The organism is uncultured Nitratireductor sp. (assembly GCF_913053745.1).
Classification (GTDB): Bacteria; Pseudomonadota; Alphaproteobacteria; order Rhizobiales; family Rhizobiaceae; genus Nitratireductor.
This window is the reverse complement of the sequence record NZ_CAJXGF010000023.1, coordinates 15,292-38,229: the sequence shown is the minus strand read 5'-3', so window position 1 is coordinate 38,229 and position 22,938 is coordinate 15,292. Positions and strand designations below refer to the sequence as shown.

At 62.2% G+C, this 22,938-nt stretch carries 24 protein-coding genes; 20 read left to right on the top strand and 4 right to left on the bottom strand.

Annotated elements, in window-relative coordinates:
• The 3 genes from QZ638_RS06050 to QZ638_RS06040 all read left to right on the top strand — a co-directional run.
• Positions 1-188, top strand: a 188-nt coding sequence (locus QZ638_RS06050; RefSeq protein WP_295808059.1) for an ASCH domain-containing protein, incomplete at its 5' end; no start/stop codon positions are given.
• A 3-nt stretch (positions 189-191) separates the two neighbouring features.
• Positions 192-2,597 carry a phenylalanine--tRNA ligase subunit beta gene (pheT, locus tag QZ638_RS06045; RefSeq protein ID WP_295808058.1) on the top strand — a complete coding sequence of 802 codons (2,406 nt, stop codon included), beginning with the start codon at positions 192-194 and terminating at the stop codon, positions 2,595-2,597.
• Positions 2,598-2,702: 105 nt separating this feature from the next.
• Positions 2,703-3,689 (top strand): Gfo/Idh/MocA family oxidoreductase, encoded by a 987-nt coding sequence (locus tag QZ638_RS06040; RefSeq protein ID WP_295808056.1) that lies wholly within the window; start codon positions 2,703-2,705, stop codon positions 3,687-3,689.
• A 29-nt stretch (positions 3,690-3,718) separates the two neighbouring features.
• Here the strand turns inward: QZ638_RS06040 and QZ638_RS06035 are convergent, their stop codons facing one another.
• A complete protein-coding gene (locus QZ638_RS06035; RefSeq protein ID WP_295808054.1) occupies positions 3,719-4,342 on the bottom strand; it encodes a cell wall hydrolase in 624 nt (207 codons plus the stop codon).
• Between the two features lie 466 nt (positions 4,343-4,808).
• Between QZ638_RS06035 and dnaK the strand changes: the two genes are divergently transcribed.
• From dnaK to QZ638_RS05955, 16 genes are all read left to right on the top strand, one after another.
• Complete coding sequence (dnaK, locus tag QZ638_RS06030; protein WP_295808053.1) at positions 4,809-6,722, top strand: molecular chaperone DnaK; 1,914 nt, start codon at positions 4,809-4,811, stop codon at positions 6,720-6,722.
• Positions 6,723-6,855: 133 nt separating this feature from the next.
• Entirely contained in the window at positions 6,856-7,953 is a 1,098-nt protein-coding gene (locus QZ638_RS06025) for an acyltransferase (RefSeq protein ID WP_295808051.1), read from the top strand.
• A gap of 155 nt (positions 7,954-8,108) precedes the next feature.
• Complete coding sequence (dnaJ, locus tag QZ638_RS06020) at positions 8,109-9,239, top strand: molecular chaperone DnaJ (protein ID WP_295808049.1); 1,131 nt, start codon at positions 8,109-8,111, stop codon at positions 9,237-9,239.
• A 116-nt stretch (positions 9,240-9,355) separates the two neighbouring features.
• Positions 9,356-9,973 (top strand): phospholipid N-methyltransferase PmtA, encoded by a 618-nt coding sequence (gene pmtA / locus QZ638_RS06015; RefSeq protein ID WP_295808048.1) that lies wholly within the window; start codon positions 9,356-9,358, stop codon positions 9,971-9,973.
• Positions 9,974-10,073: 100 nt separating this feature from the next.
• Positions 10,074-10,664: an NAD(P)H-dependent oxidoreductase gene (locus QZ638_RS06010; RefSeq protein WP_295808046.1), complete on the top strand. Its 591-nt coding sequence runs from the start codon at positions 10,074-10,076 to the stop codon at positions 10,662-10,664.
• A 4-nt stretch (positions 10,665-10,668) separates the two neighbouring features.
• Positions 10,669-11,364, top strand: a complete 696-nt coding sequence (gene pyrF / locus QZ638_RS06005; protein WP_295808044.1) for an orotidine-5'-phosphate decarboxylase — start codon at positions 10,669-10,671, stop codon at positions 11,362-11,364.
• A 37-nt stretch (positions 11,365-11,401) separates the two neighbouring features.
• Positions 11,402-11,692 carry a DUF1330 domain-containing protein gene (locus QZ638_RS06000; protein WP_295808043.1) on the top strand — a complete coding sequence of 97 codons (291 nt, stop codon included), beginning with the start codon at positions 11,402-11,404 and terminating at the stop codon, positions 11,690-11,692.
• Positions 11,682-12,254: a GNAT family N-acetyltransferase gene (locus tag QZ638_RS05995; protein WP_295808042.1), complete on the top strand. Its 573-nt coding sequence runs from the start codon at positions 11,682-11,684 to the stop codon at positions 12,252-12,254. The genes QZ638_RS06000 and QZ638_RS05995 overlap by 11 nt, the downstream gene beginning before the upstream one ends.
• Before the next feature lie 191 nt (positions 12,255-12,445).
• Complete coding sequence (gene phaZ / locus QZ638_RS05990) at positions 12,446-13,846, top strand: polyhydroxyalkanoate depolymerase (RefSeq protein ID WP_295808040.1); 1,401 nt, start codon at positions 12,446-12,448, stop codon at positions 13,844-13,846.
• Positions 13,847-14,091: 245 nt separating this feature from the next.
• Positions 14,092-14,706 carry a transglutaminase-like cysteine peptidase gene (locus QZ638_RS05985; protein ID WP_295808038.1) on the top strand — a complete coding sequence of 205 codons (615 nt, stop codon included), beginning with the start codon at positions 14,092-14,094 and terminating at the stop codon, positions 14,704-14,706.
• A 133-nt stretch (positions 14,707-14,839) separates the two neighbouring features.
• The gene (locus QZ638_RS05980; RefSeq protein ID WP_295808060.1) at positions 14,840-15,460 is read left to right on the top strand and encodes an ankyrin repeat domain-containing protein; all 621 of its coding nucleotides are present in this window, start codon (positions 14,840-14,842) and stop codon (positions 15,458-15,460) included.
• A gap of 308 nt (positions 15,461-15,768) precedes the next feature.
• Positions 15,769-16,092 (top strand): metalloregulator ArsR/SmtB family transcription factor, encoded by a 324-nt coding sequence (locus QZ638_RS05975; protein ID WP_295808036.1) that lies wholly within the window; start codon positions 15,769-15,771, stop codon positions 16,090-16,092.
• Complete coding sequence (locus tag QZ638_RS05970) at positions 16,089-16,499, top strand: SRPBCC domain-containing protein (protein WP_295808034.1); 411 nt, start codon at positions 16,089-16,091, stop codon at positions 16,497-16,499. Before QZ638_RS05975 ends, QZ638_RS05970 begins: the two co-directional genes overlap by 4 nt.
• 51 nt (positions 16,500-16,550) lie before the next feature.
• Positions 16,551-16,940, top strand: a complete 390-nt coding sequence (locus QZ638_RS05965; protein ID WP_295808032.1) for a DUF1801 domain-containing protein — start codon at positions 16,551-16,553, stop codon at positions 16,938-16,940.
• A gap of 12 nt (positions 16,941-16,952) precedes the next feature.
• Positions 16,953-17,177 (top strand): hypothetical protein, encoded by a 225-nt coding sequence (locus QZ638_RS05960; RefSeq protein WP_295808030.1) that lies wholly within the window; start codon positions 16,953-16,955, stop codon positions 17,175-17,177.
• Between the two features lie 110 nt (positions 17,178-17,287).
• Positions 17,288-17,734, top strand: a complete 447-nt coding sequence (locus QZ638_RS05955) for a DUF1801 domain-containing protein (RefSeq protein ID WP_295808028.1) — start codon at positions 17,288-17,290, stop codon at positions 17,732-17,734.
• 75 nt (positions 17,735-17,809) lie between these two features.
• On the opposite strand, the gene QZ638_RS05950 is transcribed toward QZ638_RS05955, so the two are convergent.
• The 3 genes from QZ638_RS05950 to gshB form a co-directional block, all read right to left on the bottom strand.
• Positions 17,810-18,433 carry a LysE family translocator gene (locus QZ638_RS05950; protein WP_295808027.1) on the bottom strand — a complete coding sequence of 208 codons (624 nt, stop codon included), beginning with the start codon at positions 18,431-18,433 and terminating at the stop codon, positions 17,810-17,812.
• Between the two features lie 97 nt (positions 18,434-18,530).
• Entirely contained in the window at positions 18,531-20,066 is a 1,536-nt protein-coding gene (locus tag QZ638_RS05945; protein WP_295808025.1) for a YifB family Mg chelatase-like AAA ATPase, read from the bottom strand.
• 244 nt (positions 20,067-20,310) lie between these two features.
• Positions 20,311-21,258: a glutathione synthase gene (gene gshB, locus QZ638_RS05940; RefSeq protein WP_295808023.1), complete on the bottom strand. Its 948-nt coding sequence runs from the start codon at positions 21,256-21,258 to the stop codon at positions 20,311-20,313.
• A gap of 322 nt (positions 21,259-21,580) precedes the next feature.
• On the opposite strand from gshB, the gene QZ638_RS05935 reads away from it, so the two are divergent.
• Positions 21,581-22,936, top strand: a complete 1,356-nt coding sequence (locus QZ638_RS05935) for an EAL domain-containing protein (protein WP_295808022.1) — start codon at positions 21,581-21,583, stop codon at positions 22,934-22,936.
• Positions 22,937-22,938 lie beyond the last annotated feature (2 nt).

The following is a 22,938-nucleotide window of genomic DNA, read 5'->3' as shown; positions in this document are numbered from 1 at the left end:
GCCGCTTCGACGAGATCGACGAAGACTTCGCCAGCGACGAGGGCGAGGGCTTCGGCACACTGCCGGAATGGCGTGAAGGCCACCGCGGCTTTTTTGAGCGCAATGGCGGTTATGCGCCGGACATGATGCTTGTTTGCGAGCGGTTTCGCCTGGTCGAAACCCTCGAAATCGATGACACGGAACACTGAGCCATGAAATTCACCCTCTCCTGGTTGAAGGACCATCTGGAAACCGACGCCACGCTCGACGAGATCGTCGAAAAGCTCACCATGATCGGCCTTGAGGTCGAGGAGGTGGACGACAAGGCGTCGCTCAAGCCCTTCGTGATCGCGAAAGTTCTGAGTGCCGAACAGCACCCCGATGCTGACCGACTGCGTGTGCTTTCCGTCGACACGGGCGACGGCAAGCCGGTTCAGGTGGTGTGCGGTGCGCCCAATGCGCGTGCCGGTCTCGTCGGCGCCTTTGCCGCGCCCGGCACATATGTGCCCGGCATCGACGTGACACTTTCCATCGGCAAGATCCGCGGCGTGGAAAGCCACGGCATGATGTGCTCGGAACGCGAATTGCAGATGTCGGACGAGCATGACGGCATCATCGACCTGCCCGAAGACGCGCCCGTCGGCACCTCCTTCGCCGGCTGGGCGAAGCTTGACGATCCGGTGATCGAGATCGGCCTGACGCCGAACCGGCCCGACTGCACCGGCGTTTACGGCATCGCGCGCGATCTGGCGGCGGCGGGTCTCGGCACGCTGAAGGATGCGCCCATTGCGCCTGTTGCTGGGGCCGGTGCCTGCCCGGTCGATCTCACCATCGAGGCGCCGGAGCTTTGCCCCGGCTTCGCGCTGCGGCTCGTGCGCGGCGTGAAAAACGGCCCCTCGCCCAAATGGATGCAGCAGCGGCTTTCGGCGATCGGCCTGCGCCCGATCAACGCGCTGGTGGACATCACCAATTATGTGACCTTCGACCGGGGACGCCCGCTCCACGTGTTCGATGCGGCCAAGGTGAAGGGAAACCTCACCGTTCGCCGCGCCAAAGACGGCGAGACGGTGCTGGCGCTCGACGAGCGCGAATACAAACTGACGCCGGAAATGTGCGTCATCGCCGATGACAATGGCGTGGAGTCCATTGCCGGCATCATGGGCGGCGAGCATTCGGGCTGCGACGAAAACACCACGGATGTGCTGATCGAATCCGCCCTGTGGGACGCGATGAACATTGCCCGCACGGGCCGCGATCTCGGCATCATCACCGATGCGCGCTACCGCTTCGAGCGCGGCGCGGACCCAGAGATGATGGAGCCGGGCCTGGAGCTTGCCACGCAGCTCGTTCTCGACCTGTGCGGTGGCGAGGCCAGCGAAAGCCGCGTGGTTGGCTACAAGGGCTATGAGCCGCGCGGCATCACCTTTCCGGTGAGCGAGGTTGAGCGCCTGACCGGTCTCGACGTTTCAAGCGCCGAGAGCCGCGACGTCCTGAACCGTCTCGGCTTTGCCTCGACGGGCGATGGCGAGGTGTTGGACGTGTCCGTGCCGTCCTGGCGTCCGGACATCGACGGCAAGGCCGATCTGGTGGAAGAGGTGATGCGCATTCACGGCGTCAACGAGATTGCACCGCAGCCCCTGCCCTCCCATGGCGCGGTCAACGGCCAGATCCTCACCGTTCTGCAAAACCGCACCCGCAATGCGCGGCGCGCGCTGGCCGTGCGCGGCATGATGGAGGCGGTTACCTGGACCTTCATCGACGAGGCGCAGGCGAAGCTTTTCGGCGGCGGCGATGCCGCGCTCAAACTCTCCAACCCGATTGCGGCCTCCATGTCGGACATGCGTCCTTCGCTGCTGCCGGGGCTGATTTCCGCCGCGCAGCGCAATGCGGCGCGCGGCTTTTCGGACGTGGCGCTGTTCGAGGTGTCGAGCACCTATGAAAACGACCGCTATGAAGGCCAGCGCCGCGTTGCCGGCGGCATTCGCCGCGGCACGGCAGTGATGGACGGGGCGGGGCGTCACTGGTCGGGCAACAGCGCGGCGGTGGGCGTCTTCGACGCCAAGGCCGATGCACTGGCAGCCCTCGAGGCGGCGGGCGCGCCGGTGGACAAGCTGCAAATCGTCGCCGGTGGTCCCGATTGGTATCATCCCGGTCGCTCCGGCACGATCCGCCTTGGCCCCAAGATCGTGCTTGCCACATTCGGCGAAATCCACCCGCGCACGTTGGAGGCGCTGGATGCGGAGGGACCTGTCTGCGGTTTCGAGGTGTTCATCGACGCGATCCCGGAGCCAAAGGCCAAGGCGACGCGCACCAAGCCGCGCCTCGATCTCTCGCCCTTCCAGCTCGTGCGGCGCGACTTCGCTTTCGTGGTCGACAAATCGGTCGAGGCGGCAACCATCGAGCGGGCTGCGGCAGCGGCCGACAAGAAACTCGTCACCGCCGTGCGCGTGTTCGACATTTTCGAGGGTGCCTCGCTTGGCGAAGACAAGAAATCGGTGGCCATCGAGGTCTCGATCCAGCCGCGCGAAAAGACGCTGACGGACGAGGACCTCGAAGCCATCGCCGGCCGCATCGTTGCCAATGTCGGCAAGCAGACCGGCGGCACGCTGCGGGGGTAGTTCCCTGTCGTCGCAGGGTTAAAAAAGGCGACCTTGCGGGCCGCCTTTTCTTTTGCCGAACGGATCGATAGGGTCTGCCTTCCAATAAAGAGGAGAGGAGAATCCATGTTCCGTTGGGGCGTTCTTTCGACGGCCAGGATTGGCCGCGAGCAGGTTATTCCGCAGATTCAGGATGCCGAGAACGGCGTGGTGACGGCGATTGCCAGCCGCGACGCTGCAAGAGCGGAGGCAGTGGCCGCGCGTTTCGGTATTCCCAACGTCTTTTCCTCCTACGACGCACTTCTTGCCTCGCCGGATGTGGACGGCGTCTATATACCGCTGCCGACCTCCGACCATGTGGACTGGGCCATCAGAGCGGCGGATGCCGGCAAGCATGTGCTGGTCGAAAAGCCGCTGGCGCTCGATGCCAAGGACATCGCCCGCGTGATCGATGCGCGCGACCGAAACAATGTGGTCGTCTCGGAAGCCTTCATGGTCACCTACCACCCGCAATGGCACAAGGTGCGCGACCTGATCGCCGAAGGCGCCATCGGGCGGCTGCGGCATGTGCAGGGCGCTTTCTGCTATCACAATGTCGACCCGGACAACATGCGCAACAAGCGGGAGCTGGGTGGCGGTGGCCTGCCGGATATCGGCGTCTATCCGACGGTCACCGCGCGCTTTGCAACCGGACTGGAGCCGCAGCGTGTGCAGGCCGTCGTGGAGCGTGATCCGACATTCGGGACCGACATCTATGCCAGCGCCAAGGCCGATTTCGGCGATTTCGAACTGAGTTTCTATGTATCGACACAGATGGCGCTCAGACAGAGTATGGTGTTCCACGGCGACAAGGGCTTCATCGAGGTGAACGCCCCCTTCAACACGCCGGATTATGGCGACACACGCGTTACTGTGTTCAGCGCCGATCACAACAGCGCCAGCATTCACCGTTTCCCCCGGGCGCGCCAATATCGCTTGCAGGCCGAGGCCATCGCGCGCGCGGCGCGGGGAGAGGCGGCAACGATCTTTACGCTCGAGGATTCGGTGAAAAACCAGAAGCTGATCGACGCCATTTACCGCGCCGCCGACAAGGACGGCTGGGAGACGGTCTAGGGTCGACACGCACCGGCGCCAGCCGGATGTCAGGTTTGACCGGCAGCCCTGGGCGACAGGAATACGTGACGTCCGATCTGGCCATGCTTGCGCATTTTCCGGGCCCATTTGGGCCGGACATAGGTGGCGTAGTAATGCGTTGCGTTGACCGCCAAAATGTCGTCATCGTCCACCAGTGGATCGATGCCGCACTCCGGTGCGCAGGGCGGCAGCGAGCTGGCAATGCCGACGGCTCGTTCCCAGGCCGGACGGTTTTTCGGCACCAGGGAGATGCCTGTGCAGGCGAAGGAAAACTGGCAACGGTTGCGCCAGCGCGCATTCTGGAAGACGACGCCGCATATGCTGTTCGGATAGGCCCGTGAACTGACGCGGTTCAAGATCACCATGGCCACCGCCTTCTGCCCACTCACCGGCTCGCCGCGCGCCTCGTAATAGATCGCGGTCGCCAGACAGGTGTATTCGGCTTTCTGGCGAATCGCCAAGACGATACGCCTCGGCGACGGCAACCTCCGCGCCAGCATCAGGGCCATTATCGGCCGCGCATGGCCTTCGGAGTGCCACATTGGCGCGTGCGTTACCTCGTAGTCCCAGATCCAGCCCTGATGAAACAGCGACGACAGATAAAGCCCCCCGAGAAAAATTCCTCGGACCATCGTTTTCCAGAGATGTGCTGTCTGCAGGCAACCATGACCCGCAGGAAAACGCCCCGCTTGGTCACAACTTCCATATTCAGGGAGGCATTATCAAATCGGGTTTTGTTAAATTTCGACGGGCGCAGCGCGACCTGCATGCGACGGTGAAGGAAACGGTCGCCACACGAAAACCGAACCGCAAGCCCTCCGGGTAGGCGCCGCGAGCGCCCGGGAAACGCGCAACCGGACACTGAAAGGTCAGTCTATCGACGGATAAGAAGGCCGGGAACCCGCAGCCCGACGGGCGAAATGCTCCACAATCGACACAAATCCCGCCTTGCGCTTGAAAAATCACATTCTTATATACGCGTCGAAGCCGTATGGCGCGTTTCCTCAAAAAACGCTGCCGCGGCAAATTCGTGTGAACAGGGGCTGTCATCTGGAACGCCGGAATGGGTCCTGACAGTCTGCTTAGCGGAGAGAAGACATGGCTAAAGTAATCGGTATCGATCTCGGAACGACCAACTCCTGTGTCGCCGTCATGGACGGCAAGGATGCGAAGGTCATCGAAAACGCGGAAGGCGCGCGCACCACGCCGTCCATCGTGGCATTCACGGATTCGGACGAGCGGCTGGTCGGCCAGCCGGCCAAGCGCCAGGCGGTAACCAACCCCGAGAACACCCTTTTTGCAATCAAGCGGCTGATCGGCCGCCGCTTCTCCGACCCCACGGTCGAGAAGGACAAGAAGCTGGTCCCTTACAAGATCGTCAAGGCGGACAATGGCGACGCATGGGTCGAGTCGCACGGCAAGACCTATTCGCCCTCGCAGATTTCGGCCATGACGCTGCAGAAGATGAAGGAAACGGCCGAATCCTATCTCGGCGAAAAGGTCGAGAAAGCGGTCATCACCGTTCCCGCCTACTTCAACGACGCCCAGCGTCAGGCCACCAAGGACGCCGGCAAGATTGCCGGTCTGGAAGTGCTGCGCATCATCAACGAGCCGACGGCGGCCGCGCTCGCCTACGGCCTCGACAAGAAGGACGGCAAGACCATCGCCGTCTACGATCTGGGCGGCGGCACGTTCGACATCTCGATCCTGGAGATCGGCGACGGCGTGTTCGAGGTGAAGTCCACCAATGGCGACACCTTCCTGGGCGGTGAAGACTTCGACATGCGGCTGGTCGAATATCTGGCCGCAGAGTTCAAGAAAGAGCAGGGCATCGACCTGCAGCAGGACAAGCTGGCCCTGCAGCGCCTCAAGGAAGCGGCCGAGAAGGCCAAGATCGAGCTTTCGTCGGCTTCGCAGACCGAAATCAACCTGCCCTTCATCACGGCCGACCAGTCGGGCCCGAAGCACCTGACCATGAAGCTGACGCGCGCCAAGTTCGAAAGCCTCGTCGAGGATCTCATCAAGCGCACCGTCGAGCCCTGCAGGGCGGCGCTCAAGGATGCCGGCATGAATGCCGGTGAGATCGACGAAGTGGTTCTCGTCGGCGGCATGACCCGCATGCCCAAGGTGCAGGAGACCGTGAAGAGCTTCTTCGGCAAGGAGCCGCACAAGGGTGTGAACCCGGATGAAGTGGTCGCCATGGGCGCCGCGATCCAGGCCGGCGTGCTGCAGGGCGATGTGAAGGACGTTCTGCTGCTCGACGTGACCCCGCTTTCGCTGGGCATCGAGACGCTCGGCGGCGTGTTCACCCGCCTGATCGACCGCAACACGACGATCCCGACCAAAAAGAGCCAGGTCTTCTCGACCGCCGAGGACAACCAGAATGCGGTGACCATCAACGTGTTCCAGGGCGAACGCGAAATGGCCGCCGACAACAAGAGCCTCGGCCGCTTCGACCTGACCGGCCTTCCGCCCGCACCGCGCGGCGTGCCGCAGATCGAGGTCACGTTCGACATCGACGCCAACGGCATCGTCAACGTGTCGGCGAAGGACAAGGGCACCGGCAAGGAGCAGCAGATCCGTATCCAGGCTTCCGGCGGTCTGAGCGACGACGAAATCGAGACCATGGTGAAGGACGCCGAGTCCAACGCCGAGGCCGACAAGAAGCGCCGCGAGGCGGTGGAAGCCAAGAACCAGGCCGAGGCCCTCGTCCACTCGACCGAGAAGTCGCTCAGCGACTATGGCGACAAGATCTCCGAAGAGGAGAAGAAGGCCATCGAAGACGCGCTCGCCGATCTTAAGTCGGCTGTCGAGGGCGACGACGCCGAAGACATCAAGACGAAGACCAATACGCTCGCCGAGGCTTCCATGAAGCTCGGTCAGGCCATGTACGAGGCCAGCCAGGCGGAAACCGCGGAGGCTGACGCCGCGGCCGATGCCAAGGCTTCCGGCGACGACGTCGTGGACGCCGACTTCGAGGAAATCGACGAGGACGACAAGAAGTCGGCCTGACCGGCAAGAGCACCACAAGCGATAGCGATTAGGAGAACCCGGGGTTTCGGCCCCGGGTTTTTTCATGTCTTCTTAAACGTCTACTGCCTAAGCTTGCTCCAGGTCAGAGGACGTCGATCGGTCGAGGAGACACATGATCCGTTACCGGCTCTTCGAGATTTGGCGCTTCTTCGCGGCATTGCTGATCATGCTCTACCATTTCGGGCATTTTGCCCCTGGCAAGGGCCTTGTCGTGAAAAACGAGCTGGAGTCCCTGCGCCTGCTCCTCGATATGTTCTTCATCATTTCCGGCTTCCTGATCTTCACCCGCTACGGCGAGCAGGTCCGCGATGCCAGGAGCTATTCTATCTACCTCTACAAGCGGCTGATCCGCCTCTACCCGCTTCATCTCGCCACGCTTTCCTATTTCGTGTTTGTCGGTCTTCTGGTTCTCTTCGGCGTGCTGCGCACCGGCGGCGAAGCGCAACTTTACGACTGGAGCACATTGCCTTCGAACCTTTTCCTGATCCAGGCATGGGGCGTGGAAGACAATCTCACCTTCAACTTCGTCTCATGGTCCCTGTCGGCAGAGTGGTTCGCCTATCTCTTGTTGCCTGTCATCATCCTCGCCTATCGCGGCGCCGGCCTGACCGGCCTCTTCGGCTTGCTTTTCGTCTGCTATGCCCTTCTGGAACTGATGGTGCGCACCGGTATCATGCCGTTCGAGAGCTGGATCATGGCGGACACCTGGGGCGCCTACCGCACCTTTGCCGATTTCGTGCTTGGGGCCTTGCTCGCGGTTCTCGTTCAGCGCGCGGCATTGCCGATAACCGCCCGCTGGCCGGCCTGGATCGCGATCCTGCTGGCCTGCACATCCATGGCGCTGCAATTCGACATCTATATCTCGCTGCTGATCCTGGCCGCCGCCGTCTTCCTGGCCGGCGTCGTGGAGCGCAACGACCCTGACCGATACACTTATCCGGCCTTTCTGCGGTCGGCTGCCGCCGTCTCCTTCGGCATCTACCTCTGGCATCCGGTCACGGAAAGCATCTTCTTCTCCTACGTCTGGGGCCACCACATCCAATCGCCCTCAATCCTTCTGTTCTTCGCATATACGGGCGGCGTGATGTTCCTCACGGTCATCATCGCCATGGTATCGTTCCGATTGTTCGAAAACGTTCTGTACGGATACTTGTTGAACGCCGCCGGTCTCGCGCGGCGAGAAAGCCGTTCGGGCGCGCCGACCATCTGAGCCGACCGCAAAACTCGCTCTTCATGCGGTTGTCGCCGCCGCATGGCTGGCAATCTGCCGCAAACTATGGCATTCGCTGTCGCGAATACCTAAATAACGGACACTGATCGGGGGAACGGTGTTCGCTCCAAACAGACTATGCGGGACTCTCATTCATGAAGGCAGATTTTTACGAGACGCTCAGCGTGTCGAGAAACGCCGACGAGAAGGAACTTAAAAGCGCTTTTCGCAAACTCGCCATGCGGTATCACCCTGACCGCAATCCCGGCGACGACGAAGCGGAACGGAAGTTCAAGGAAGTCAACGAAGCCTACGAAACGCTGCGCGATCCGCAGAAGCGTGCGGCTTACGACCAGTTCGGCCATGCCGCCTTCGAAAACGGCGGAATGGGCGCGCGCGGTGGCTTCGGCGGCGGCGGCGGCGGTTTCGCCGATATCTTCGAGGACATCTTCGGCGACATGATGGGCGGTGGCGGCGGCCGACGCCGTGGCGGCCGCCAGCACGGCGCGGACCTGCGCTTCAACATGGAAATCACGCTCGAGGAAGCCTTTACCGGCAAGACTGGACAGATTCGCGTGCCCACAGCCGTTGCCTGCGACGATTGTGCCGGCACCGGGGCCAAACCCGGCACCTCGCCGACGCAGTGCCAGATGTGCCACGGCTCGGGCCGCGTCCGGGCCGCACAGGGCTTTTTCTCGATCGAACGCACCTGCCCGCAATGTCAGGGACGCGGCGAGACCATTTCCGACCCCTGCCCCAAATGTTCCGGCCAGGGGCGGGTGGCGGAAGAGCGCTCGCTCTCGGTCAACATCCCCGCCGGCATCGAAGACGGCACACGCATCCGACTGGCCGGCGAGGGCGAGGCGGGACTGCGCGGCGGCCCTTCAGGCGATCTCTACATCTTCCTGTCCGTCAGGCCGCATGAATTCTTCCAGCGCGACGGCGCCGATCTCTATTGCAAGGTGCCGATCTCGATGACGACAGCCGCGCTGGGCGGTTCCTTCGAAGTGGCGACACTCGACGGCACGCAGACGCGCGTAAAGGTTCCGGAGGGCACGCAGAACGGACGCCAGTTCCGCCTGAGCGGCAAGGGCATGCCGGTGCTGCGTCAGCCGAAGGTCGGCGATCTTTATATTCAGGTGGCCGTAGAAACGCCGCAAAACCTTACCAAGAAGCAGCGGGAGCTGCTGGAGGCGTTCGAAGAGATTTCCTCCAAGGAAAACAGCCCGCAATCGGCCGGTTTCTTTTCGCGGATGAAGGACTTCTTCGAAACCTTCGGCGAATAGACAAACCGTGTTAAGAGAAACGGTCGGGTTGTCTTGCCGGGCGTTTCGGATGCGGGCGGGTTGCCGCCGCAAAGAGCGGCTTTGAGGATGAGGTTTTGAAGGAGGACGCCGGAAAGATGAGCAAGGGCATGGATGTGCGCAAAGCGATCGCGGATCGCTTCGGAGAGGAATTGCGCTTCTTTCGCGGCTGGATCGAGCAGCCCAAGGCCGTAGGCTCCATCATTCCGACGAGCGGAACAACGGCGAGGCGAATGGCCTCGATCATCAACACGAATTCCGGCCTGCCGGTTCTCGAAGTCGGGCCGGGCACGGGTGTCATCACCAAGGCGATTCTCGCTCAAGGCGTGAAACCGGGCGATCTCTACGCACTCGAATACTCGCCGGATTTCGTGAAGCATCTGCGTGAAACCTATCCCGGCGTCAACGTGATTCAGGGCGATGCGTTCAACCTCGCTCAGACGCTGACGCAGGCCCTGGGAGAGCGGGCACCGCGGCTTTTCGACAGTGTGGTCTCCGGCGTTCCCCTGCTTAACTTCCCGGTGGAGGCGCGCGTCGCCTATCTGGACTCCCTGCTCGACCGCATTCCCGATGGACGGCCGGTGATTCAGCTCACTTACGGCCCGAAATCCCCGATCCCGCCCGGCCATGGCGACTACACCGTCGAGCATTTCGACTTCGTGCTGCGCAACATTCCCCCGACACAGTTGTGGATTTATCGCCGCGGAAAGCACTGAGGCCGCCTGGCCGGAAGACGCGACCGCGCACAGCCGACATTAAGCCATTGATCGGCGCCAACATTGGCTATACGGCTCTTTCAAAAAGGAGCTGTGGCCCATGACCCCAAAAATCCTGGTTTTCGCGGGATCGATCCGAACCGGCGCCTATAGCGGACAAACCGCCGATGCGGCCGTGAAGGAACTGGCACAGCAAGGTGCCGAAGTGACGCGGATTTCGCTTGCGGACTATCCGCTGCCGATCATGGACCAGGATCTCGAGAAGGAGAAAGGTGTTCCGGAGAACGCCTACAAGCTCGGCCGGCTGATCGACGCTCATGACGGCGTGCTGATCGCCAGCCCGGAGTACAATGCCTCCATCCCGCCGCTGCTGAAGAACACGGTCGACTGGTTGAGCCGGCTTTCCAAGGACAATGGCAAGACGTTGCGCCCCTGGGCCGGCAAGCCCATCGGGCTATGCTCCTCTTCCGACGGCAATTTTGCCGGCATTCGCGGTCTCTACCATCTGCGCGCCGTGCTGATGAACTGCAAGGCCGATATCATCACGCAACAATGTTCCGTCGCCCGCGCCCAGGACGCCTTCGACGAGAAGGGCGGCTTCAGGGATGACCGCACGCGCGGGATGATGGAAGCCGTGTGCAACAGCCTGATCGAACGCGCCAGATTGACATCGACAAGAGTGGGAGCCTGAGCCTATGAGCGACGAGATGCGGGACCGCCTGATTGTGGGCCTCGATGTACCGAGCCTGACCGAGGCCGACCGGGTGGTCGCCGCACTCGGCGACACCGTGTCCTTCTACAAAATCGGCCATCAGCTCGCCTTTGCCGGCGGCCTGAGCTTCGCGCGTGAGCTGGCCGGTTCGGGCAAGAAGATCTTCCTCGACATGAAACTGCTCGACATCGACAACACGGTCGCCAAGGGCGTGGAAAACATAGCCCGCATGGGCATGACCATGCTCACCATCCACGCCTATCCGAAGGCGATGCGCGCGGCGGTGCAGGCGGCCCAGGGCTCCGGTCTGACCTTGCTCGGCGTAACGGTGCTGACCTCCATGGACGACGCGGATCTGGTGGAGGCCGGCTATGCGATGACGGCGCGGGACCTGGTGAAAAAACGCGTCGGCCAGGCGCGCGAGGCGGGGATGGGCGGCATTGTCTGCGCACCGACGGAGGTGGAGGAAATGCGCACCGTGGCAGGCTCCGACATGGCGCTGGTGACGCCCGGCATCCGCCCGGCGGGCAGCGACCACGGCGACCAGAAGCGGGTGATGACGCCGGGCGACGCGATCCGCGCCGGAAGTTCGCATCTGGTGGTGGCCCGCCCCATCGTCGCGGCACAAGATCCCAAAGCCGCAGCACAGGCCATTCTCGACGAGATGGCCGCGGCCTGACAGAGTGGCACTGAAACGGGCCAAGGGAGGAGAAATCATGCCAAAGGGATACTGGATCGCCCATGTCGATGTGCGCGACCCCGAGCGCTATAAGGACTATGTGGCCACGGCCAAACCGGCGTTCGAAAAGTTCGGCGCACGCTTTCTGGCACGCGGCGGCGCCTGGGAGGGGCTGGAAGGCACCGGTCGCGGACGCAATGTGGTGATCGAGTTCCCCTCGTTGCAGGCCGCGCACGATTGCTATAACTCGCCCGAATATCAGGCTGCAAAGGCGATTCGCACAACCGTGGCCGAGGCCGACATGGTTTTGGTCGAAGGTGCGGATTGAAGACAGAACGATCGAGGATCGACCCACGCTCGACAGCCGTACGAATTATGTAATCCGCAACTATCGCCAAACCGATGCGGCGCTTCTGCCCGCGGTGGAGGTGCGCGCCGGCCAGCTCTTCGCCGCGCACGGTTATGCCGAGCTGGCGGCGTCACCCGCCATGGCCGCCGATGCGTTCGACAAGCTCGCTTCGCAGAACCGCACCCTCGTCGCAGCGCATGATACGGATGGCGCCGTGGGCTACGCCATCGCAGGCGCCATCGGCACGTTTTTTCATCTGAAGGAACTTTCCGTTGCCCCGGAGCATGGGCGACGTGGGCTCGGCGGAGCGCTGGTGAAGGCAGTCGTCGCCGAGAGTGTCGCGCGCGGCCTCGATGGCGTGTCGCTCAGCACCTTTCGCGCGGTTCCGTTCAACGCGCCCTTCTACGCGCGCCACGGCTTTGCCGAACTGCCGCTCGAGGACGCTCCCGAAGCGCTGAGAGCGCGTTTTCTCACCGAAGTGCCGCCCGGGATACCACCCGAAAGCCGCCTGCTAATGCTGCGCCGCAACACTTCCGGCTGAACAGCGCGGCTTATTTTCTTTTTTATATCAATATTTTATAGTTCGCTCATTGCTGCAATTCGCAGCTTCTATTGCAACGCAGCAAAAGTCGTTTACTCTGATTGGTATGCAAACGACCAAGGCTTCACCGTCGCGCACGCACATCCTTTGGCGGTCCAGCCGTGGCGAAGGTCCTCCCAGGAAACCTAGCAATGTATTATCAGCTTTATGAATTCAATCACGCCGCGCTCCAGCCGGCGCGAGCTTACGCAGACGCCGTTCGGCTCTTTTACAGCAACCCGATGAACCCGGTTGCCAAGACTTATTTCGGTCGCACGGTGGCCGCCGCCGCCGAGGTCTTCGAGCGCAGCACCCGCCGCTACACCAAGCCCGAGTTCGGGCTTACGGAAACCAGTGTCAACGGGGTGAAAGTTGCCGTTCGCGAACAAACCGTGTGGTCGCAGCCCTTCTGCGATGTGATCCGCTTCAAGCGCGATCTGCCCAAAGGCACACATCCGGGCCCCCGCATCCTCATGGTTGCGCCGATGTCGGGTCACTACGCCACGCTGCTGCGCGGCACGGTGGAAACGATGCTGCCCTATGCCGACGTGTACATTACCGACTGGGCCGATGCGCGCACGGTGCCGGTGACCGACGGATCGTTCGATCTCGACGATTATATCGACTATCTGATCGACATTTTCGACCATCTCGGCCCCGAGACGCATGTGATGGCGGTCTGCCAGCCATCCGTTCCCGTGCTTGCCGCTATTGCCCTGATGGAAGCGCGCGGCGAGAAAAACGTGCCCGCCAGCATGACGCTGATGGGTGGCCCCATCGACACACGCAAAAACCCGACCGCCGTGAACGAACTCGCCGAGCAGAAGGATATCTCCTGGTTCCGCGACAATGTGATCATGCCGGTCCCCTGGCCCAATCCCGGCTTCATGCGCCATGTCTATCCGGGTTTCCTGCAGCTTTCCGGTTTCATGAGCATGAATCTCGACCGCCATATCACGGCGCACAAAGACTTCTTCATGCACCTTGTGAAGAATGACGGCGATTCCGCCGAGAAGCACCGCGACTTCTACGATGAGTATCTTGCCGTCATGGATCTGACCGCCGAATTCTACCTTCAGACGGTGGAAACCGTGTTCATTCGCCACGACCTGCCGCGCGGCCAGATGCGGCATCGCGGCGAACCGGTCGACCCCAGCGCCATCCGGCGCGTGGCGCTGCTGACGGTGGAAGGCGAGAATGACGACATTTCCGGTGTCGGCCAGACCAAGGCCGCGCACGATCTGTGCGTGAACATTCCCGGCGAAATGCGCCATCACTACATGCAACCGGCGGTCGGCCATTACGGCGTATTCAACGGTTCGCGCTTCCGCTCGGAGATCGCGCCGCGCATTCTCGACTTCATGCGCAGCAATCCCGCCGGCGGCTTAAAGACGGGCACACAAACGGCAGCGAAGCCAACACCTGCCAAAGCGACATCCCGAAAGAGCCCGGCCGCAAAAACCTCGGCGAAGACCGAGCCCTCTGCCAAGAAGCCGATCAAACGCGCGCGAAAAACGCCTGCGAAACGCGCCATGCGCGCCAAATCGACCTGATCCTCACGCGCTTCGCTCTACGCCCGACGATCACGTTTCTTCCAACGGCGGGGTCAGTGCGCGTGGCGCCGCCGGGCATTTCTCGCCCATTCGAATGTGCATTTCGGCAACAGTGGAGCTGAAAGCAGTGGCGAGGAGCGGCGCCGGTAACCATAGCTACCAAGATTGTCTGTCTGCCGATTGACAGCGACCCCTCACGTTTCTTAACGTTTCATTAACGATAGAAACGAACGGGGAGCGGCATGATGGCTGCTTGGCGGGGGGTAATCCGCAGCGGGGTCTTTGCGGGCCTGATTCTGACGGGAGCCATGATGGCACCGGCCGGAGCGACGAATCTTATGGAGACTGGCGGGCTGACATCCCAGCCGATCGGCCATTACGAGTTCTGCAAGGCCAACCCCGTGGAATGCTCCATCCGCATGCGCGATGAGGGGCCGGAGCACATGACGAAAACGCTCTGGAAAGCCGTCACCGAAATCAACGCGACGGTGAATCGCTCTGTAAAGCCGATGAACGATATCGACATTTATGGTGCGGAGGAGGTGTGGACCTATCCCTCGACCGGTGTCGGCGACTGCGAGGACTATGTGCTCGAAAAGCGCCGCGCCCTGAAGCGGGCCGGGTTTTCACTTTCCAATCTGCTGATCACCGTGGTGCGCAAGCCCAATGGCGAAGGCCACGCGGTGCTGACCGTGCGCACCGACCGGGGCGATTTCGTGCTCGACAACCTTAACGACAGTGTCAAGCTGTGGAGCGCCACCGACTACCGTTACCTGAAGCGCCAGGCAAGCGACCATACGGGCCGCTGGGTGAGCTTACGCGAGGGCAACAATCCGGTTGTCGGTGCGGTCAGCGAATAATCGATCCAATCTCCAAACTTCGTCACATTTGCCGTTCTAGACTCTGCAAGCATGGGCAAAGCGGGAGTTTTGGATGCATGATCCCAGATCGGAACTTGGCAGACGGTTGTTCTGCCTTGCTGCGGCGCTGCTGATGGCTGCCGGATTTCACACCGGCGCCTCCGCGCAAACCCCTCTCATCGCCGCCGCGGAAAACGGCGATATCGCCGCCCTTCAAAACGCCTTGCAGGATGGCGCGGCCATCGAAGAGCGCGACGAGCGCCAGAGAACGGCGTTGATGGCCGCCGTGCAGGCGAACCGGACCGATGCGGCGCGCCTGCTCATCGAAGCCGGCGCCGACGTCAACGCCAAGGACGGAATCGAAGACAGCCCCTATCTGCTTGCCGGCGCGCGCGGCTATCTGGATATACTGCGCCTGACGCTTGAGCACGGTGCCGACCTTGCAAGCACCAATCGCTATGGCGGTACGGCGCTTATTCCGGCCGCCGACCGCGGCCATGTGGAGACAGTGAGAACGCTCATCGAGGCCGGCGTGAACCTGGATCACGTCAACAAGCTTGGCTGGACGGCCCTGCTCGAAGCGGTCATTCTGGGCGACGGTGGACCGAACCATCAGGCGATCGTCGAATTGCTGGTTAAGGCGGGCGCGGATACCGACATTGCCGACCGGGAGGGTGTGACCGCCTTGCAGCATGCAAAGCGCAGCGGCTATGCGCAGATGGTGAAGACCCTCGAAGCCGCAGGGGCGCAATGAACGGGCCGACAGGTCCCTTCGGCGAAACCGTCTCGCCGGCCTTCGGCGTTGTGCAGGAAACGAAGACGCTTTGCGGTTGAAGGTCTGCGGGTGCGGCGGCAAACCGCCACGCAGTCGGCCGAACCGCCCGACACCCGAACCGACGGCTGGCCGCCGCCCTCTTCTGTTTCCACCGCGCACGATCAGAACGCGGTTCCGCTCGATGCGAAAACGGCCGGGGTCGAGGCGAGCCCCATTTTCCGCCTCCTTGACAACTCATAACTGCAGAGTTATTCGTCCAATACATAGCCCTGTAGTTATAAGTAGCGATGCAGCAACCCCACGATATCCTTTTTCGCACGCTGGCCGATCCGACACGACGCGCCATTTTCGAGCGGCTGTGCCGCGACGGCGATCTGACGGTGGGGGTTCTGACGGCGGGAGCGGGCGTATCGCAACCGGCCGTTTCCAAACATCTCGGCGTTTTGAAGCGCGCGGGGCTCGTGCGCGATCGCCAGGATGGCCGGCAAACCCACTACAGCGTGCAGATCGACGCGCTGGCGCCCCTTGTCCACTGGACGAAGGAAATGAAGAGCTTCTGGCAAAACCGTTTCGACGACCTTGAAGACCTGCTCAACAGGATGGACCAATGACGAATGCCGCGACCGAAACGCTCTCCGTGGTGGTCGAGCGCGAGATTCCGCATCCGCCGGAGAAAATCTGGCGCGCGCTCACACAGCCGCACCTGATCGCGGAGTGGTTGATGAAGAACGATTTCGAAGCGCGAGAGGGCCACCGCTTCAACCTGACCGCCGACTGGGGTGGCGTGGACTGCGTGGTGGAGACCGTGGAACCGCACAGGGCGCTCTCCTATGCGTGGGACACCAAGGACCTGCGGAGCACGGTCAGCTGGACTCTCACGCCCACATCGACCGGCACGCTTCTGCGCATGGAGCAGGAAGGGTTTCAGCCCGATCAGAAACCTTACTATCAGGGCGCAACGGTGGGATGGCCACGTTTCATCTCCGAACTGGAACGGGTTGTCGCGAGGCTCGACTGATACAGCCCGCTGAACCGAAAAAGTTTTGATCCGAAAGACCGAGGAAGACGCATGACCACATCCGAAACCGGCAAATCACCCTCCGATCTGATCGATGAGAAGATTGCGGGGTTGGCGGACTGGCGGGGTGAAACGCTCTCGAAGCTTCGCGCTCTGGTCAAGCAGGCCCTGCCCGACGTGACCGAGGAATGGAAATGGCGTGGCGTTCCCGTCTGGTATCGAGACGGGATGATCTGCACCGGCGAGACCTATAAGAAAGCCGTGAAGATGACCTTCGCTAAGGGGGCTTCCCTCGACGATCCTTCGGGACTGTTCAATGCCAGCCTCGAAGGCAACACGCGACGCGCCATCGACTTCCACGAAGGCGACACGATCGACGAGGACGCGTTGAAGGCGCTCCTTCGCGCCGCCGCAGAACGCAACGCCGACAAAAGCAGATAGGAGCGCACTGCAATGAACTGGAATTTATGGATCCGACAATCTCATCGCTGGATCTCGATTGCCTTCACGCTGGGCGTGATCGTCAACACCATTGCCACGGCCAGCGGGCAGGAACCGCCCGTGTGGGTTTATTTCCTGGCGCTTGGACCGCTCCTCCTGTTGCTGATAACCGGGCTTTACCTTTTCGCTCTTCCCTATTTCGCAAGAAGACGCGCGGAACGGGGTGCCGGCGCGTAGATCGTTTCACCATTTCAAGTGATCGGTGAAGCGATCTATCCTGTCGGTTCCGCCACTTGTGCAACCCAGTGCGGTTGCACGCGACCACAGAGCGCCGAGGAGGACCGTGCATGCCTGCGAAACGAGCATCGGGAAAGCCGAAGAAAGCCGCCGATACACCAAGACTGCTCTCCGGTGGCAATCCGCAGATCGCCAAGGGCGATGGAGATGCACCGGTGCAGGCCTATATCGCGGCCATGCCCGGCTGGAAAAGCGACATGGGGCGCCAGCTCGACACGCTCATCGTGCGCGCGCTTCCGGAGGTTCGCAAAGCGGTGAAATGGAATTCCCCCTTCTATGGCATCGAAGGCCGGGGCTGGTTTCTCAGCTTCCACTGCTTCACCCGCTACATCAAGATCGCCTTCTTTCGCGGCGCCGCGCTCGAGCCTGTGCCGCCCGTTACCTCCAAGGACGAAAACACGCGCTACTTTCACATTCATGAAAACGACGTGCTGGACGAAGCGCTTTTCGCCTCATGGGTGCGGCAAGCGTCTACCCTGCCCGGCTGGACACCTTGAGCCGCCCGCCGCATTGGCCTTCGCAGCGATGAACGGCGCATTCGATCCGCGCGAGGCCGGATATAAATTAGCCGGCTATTTTTCCTGAAATGCGAGCCGGGCGCCGAGAGCCAGATAGACCGTACCGACAACGCGCCCCTGCCAGCGCGCGATAGCGGGATTGCGCCGCAGCCATGCGCCCACGGACCCTGCGCCAAACGCGATCAAGGAGGTGTAGGCCGCGCTCATGGCGACAAAAACTATTCCCAATGTGGCAAGCTGCAGAATGGCGGGACTTCCCGGCTGGATAAACTGCGGCAGGAAGGCGAGGAAGAACAGGGCGGTCTTCGGATTGAGCACCTCGGCCACCAACGCCTGCCGGAACGCGCGCGGCGCCGTGATCGGACGCACGCTGGGCAGGTCGAACCGGTCCGTCTTTTCCAGAAAGGCGCTAATGCCGAGATAGACCAGATAAGCGACGCCGGCATATTTCACCACCGTGAAAGCAAGCGCCGAGGTCATGAGAATGGCCGACAAGCCGACCGTCGCCATGATGGTGTGAACCAGATCGCCGGCGGCGATGCCGAGCCCGGTGGCGATGCCGATGCGGCGACCGCCCGACGCGGCGCGGGCGAGCGTCATCAGCACCGCCGGCCCGGGGATCAAAAACAGTCCCAAAACAACGAGCATGTAGGTCAGCAGGGTCGCACCATCGATCACTTTGTTTCCTCCCAGATTCCGTTCGGGTCGTCGTGACGACTATGCGGCGCGTCCTCCGCCACCGCAAGACCTGGATTTGAACCCGAGCGCGCCGGAGTCATGCGGCCTGCGACCGCATCGCGCCTGCCATGCGATAGGAGATCGCTTCGGCGATGTGGGAGCGCGCAACAGTGTCGGAGCCGCCAAGATCGGCCAATGTGCGCGCAACCTTGAGCACGCGATGGTAAGCGCGGGCGGAAAAGCCGAGCTTCTCGCTTGCCTCGCGGATGAGCGCCGCACACCCTGAATCGAGCTTTACCACATCCTCGATCAGCGCGGCCGAACAGGATGCGTTGGTGGTCCACGCCGGGAGGCCCTGCGCCGTATAACGGACCTGTTGCGCTCCGCGGGCGCGGGCAACCCGCTCGGCAACGGTCGCGCTCGTTTCCGCCCGTTCGGCGCCGCCCACAAGATCGCTGGCCGAAACCGCCGGCACATCGATGCGAAGGTCGACGCGGTCGAGCAGCGGACCCGAGATGCGCGCCTGATAATCCGTTACGCAGCGCGGCCCGCGCCGGCAGCGATGACCGGGCTCGCCGGCCATGCCGCAACGGCACGGGTTCATCGCCGCGACAAGCTGGATGCGGGCAGGATAACTCACTCGATGATTGGCACGGGCAATCACGCATTCGGCGGTTTCGAGCGGCTGGCGCAGTGAATCGAGAACCTGCGGAGAAAACTCCGGCAACTCGTCAAGAAACAGAACGCCGTGATGGGCAAGCGAGGCTTCGCCTGGCCGCGCCTTCAGCCCGCCGCCAACGATCGCCGCCATGGAAGCCGAATGATGGGGGGCGCGAAAAGGCCGGCGATCGGACAGTTTTCCATCCGCCAGCTCCCCGGCGATGGAGGCGATCATGGAGACTTCGAGAAGCTCCCGCGGCGAGAGCGGCGGCAGGATGGACGGCAGGCGTTGCGCCAGCATGGACTTTCCGGCGCCGGGCGGACCGATCATCAGGAGATTGTGCCCTCCGGCGGCCGCCACTTCGAGCGCCCGTTTGGCGCCCTCCTGCCCCCGAATATCGGCGAGATCGGGCACATTGGCCGGAGGCGGACCGAGGGCTGCCTCCGGTCGGCGCATCACCTGAGTGCCTTTGAAATGATTGGCAAGCGCGATAAGGCTTCGCGGGGCGAGAATATCGATATCGGCGCTGGCCCAGGCCGCTTCCGCACCGCAAGCATGCGGGCAGATCAGCCCGCGCTCCATCGCGTTGGCGCCGATCGCCGCCGGCAGGACACCGTTGACCGCAGCCACCGTGCCGTCGAGCGACAGTTCTCCAAGAACGACATAGCCGGCCAACGCATCGGCCGGAATGGCGCCGAGCGCGGCCATGAGCCCCAGGGCGATTGGCAAATCGTAATGGCTGCCCTCCTTCGGCAGATCGGCCGGGGCGAGATTGACCGTCACCTTTTTCGGCGGCATGGAAAGACCGGAGGCATGAAGCGCGGCCTGTACGCGCTCACGACTTTCCGTCACGGCCTTATCGGCCAGTCCGACGATCTGCATCCCCATCTTGCCGGGCGCGACCATCACCTGCACATCGACGGGCACGGCCTCTATGCCCTGAAACGCCACGGTGCACACACGCGAAACCATGCGCCCTCCCCTTGCACGCCGGAAATACAGCCAGAACAAGAATTCCAACCCCGATACAACCGCATTGAAACAGGTTCGCGCGGCCAGATCAAGAACGTTTGCGGAACAAACAAACGCAGAGGTTGCAGATGGATTGCAAATGGTTGTGCGGATGGAACAAAAGCCGGCGGAGCAAGCGCCCGCCGGGCAAGGAGTGAAATACGGCACGGCCGACGGTTGAGCGCATCGGCCCGCCCAGCGACGGTCAGGCGCGCGTACGGCGCGCTTCCACGGCATCCCAGAAGAGCGCGGCAATATCCGCCCCGCCGAACCTTCTGACCTCGCGAATGCCGGTTGGCGAGGTGACGTTGATCTCCGTCAGCCAATCGCCGATCACGTCTATGCCGACCAGCGTGAAACCGCGCTCACGCAGGGACGGGCCGATGCGAGCGCAGATCTCGCGCTCGCGATCCGTAAGGTCCGCATGTTCGGCACGCCCGCCGACATGCATGTTGGAGCGGGAATCGTGCTCGGCCGGTATGCGATTGATGGCGCCGACCGGCTCTCCCTCGATCAGAATGATGCGCTTGTCTCCGCCCCGCACTTCCTTCAGGTAGCGCTGCACGATGAACGGTTCGCGAAACGCGTCCATGAACATCTCCAGAAGCGAGGCGAGGTTGCGGTCCCCTTCCCGCAGATGGAAGATGCCCGCGCCGCCATTGCCGTAAAGCGGCTTGACGATGATGTCGCCATGCTTTTTGCGGAAATCGTCGACCTCGCGTGTGTCGCGGGTGATCAGCGTTTCCGGCATCAGATCCGCGAATTCGGTGACGAAGATCTTTTCAGGACTGTTGCGCACCCAGGAGGGATCGTTGACCACCAGCGTCTCGGGATGGATCCGGTCCAGAACATGGGTCGTGGTGATGTAGTTCATGTCAAAAGGCGGATCCTGACGCAGAAGCACCACATCCAGCTCCGACAAGTCGATCCGCTGGGGCTCGCCCAATGTGAAGTGATTGCCCTGTTCGTCGCGCACCTCGAGTGTCTCTGCCCAGGCGATCGCCTTGCCATCCACCATGGACAGCCGGTCCGGCGTGTAGTGCCAGAGTTCATGGCCCCGCGCCTGCGCCTCAAGAGCGAGCGCGAAGCTCGTGTCGCCGGCAATGGAAACGGTGGAGATATGGTCCATCTGGACCGCGACTTTCAGGGACATGGGATAACGCTCCGGAGGGGATCTGGCGATTCGGCTCCAAGTTCTGCATCCCATTCGTATCGACCGCGGGAGCAAATGTCGGAACCGACAGGGCCAGAAGCAGCTGTATGTCTCCAGCGGAACTTACGCGTTCCACCAGTAGGCCGCAGATGACGGCGCGAGAGCGCTCATGTCAAGCCGTTCGGGAAACATGGTATCGCTGCGCGCACCACCCGGCGAAAGCACCCTTCACAGTATCGCGATATTGGATACGATTCCTAAACAATTTCAGTCCATGGTCCGGAAAATGTGATCAAAAAATCGCCAATGCAATGGAGTATCGATGCAGCCGGCGCCCGCACCTGAACGGACGACAACGGCGGACCAGTCCGACTATGCCTTCACCGATGCGTTGACGGGCCTTGGAAACATGCGTCGCTTCTTCGACAAGATCAATCGGTTGATCGAGGAGCGCGCCGACGATCCGGCCCCGTTCGCCATCGGCGTTCTCGACCTGGACGGCTTCAAGCCGATCAACGATCTTTTCGGCCGTGCCGCTGGCGATGAAATCCTGCAGCAGGTCGCGATGCGGCTTCGCGCGGCCATGGATTCGAATTCCACGGTGACGCGAATCGGTGCCGACGAATTCGCTTTTCTGTTCCCGCTCGTCTTCAGCGAAGAGGCGGCGCGCGAAAAGACAAGGCTTTTGATCGAAATCCTTTCGGCACCCTACGATGTGGGTCAGCGCACGGCCAGGCTTTCGGCTTCTGCCGGCTGCTCGCTCTATTATTCGGAGGAAGAGACGAGCGAGGTGCTGCTGAACAAGGCGGAAACCGCGCTTTATCAGGCCAAACGCACCGGGCGCGGAGCGGTGGTGGTCTACACGCGCGAGATGGAAGAAGCCGCAAAGCGCGTAACCCATATCGAGCAGGCCCTGCGCCGCGCGGTTGCCGCCGGCGAGGTTGAGCCGCACTTCCAGCCGATCGTCGACCTGGAAACGCGCCGCACGGTGGGTTTCGAAACGCTTGCCCGCTGGACGGACCGGGATCTCGGCCCCGTTTCGCCTGGCATCTTTATCCCCATCGCCGAGGAGCGCGGCATTATCGGCCAGCTCTCCCAACTTGTGCTGCGCAAGGCCACGGAAGCCGCCCGCGACTGGCCGAAAGATCTGTTTCTGTCGTTCAATCTATCGCCATCGCAACTGGTGGACCACAATACGGGCCTTCAGATTCTATCGATACTGGAGCGCACGGGCTTCGATCCGCGCCGCCTCGAGATCGAGATCACCGAAACCGGGCTGATGAACGATCCCACCTCGGCACGGCGCATCGTGGAAGATTTGCGCCGGGTCGGCATCCGCGTCTCGCTGGACGATTTCGGCACCGGCCAGTCCAGCCTCGGACGGCTGCGCGAATTTCACTTCGACAAGCTGAAAATCGACCGCGCCTTCGTGGCCTCGATCCTCGACGACCGTCCGTCGGAGCACATTATCCGCGCCATTCTCGCCATGTGCGAGGGATTGGGCATGGATGTGGTTGCCGAAGGGATCGAAGCCGAAGCGCAAGCCGATCGCCTGGTGCAATTCGGCTGCGCCGGAGGGCAGGGGTATCTTTTCGGACGTCCCTGCAATGCCGATGCGACACTAGGCTATCTGCGCCAGAACAACGAATCGCCGGCCCAGCGCAAGGCCAGCGTCTGACC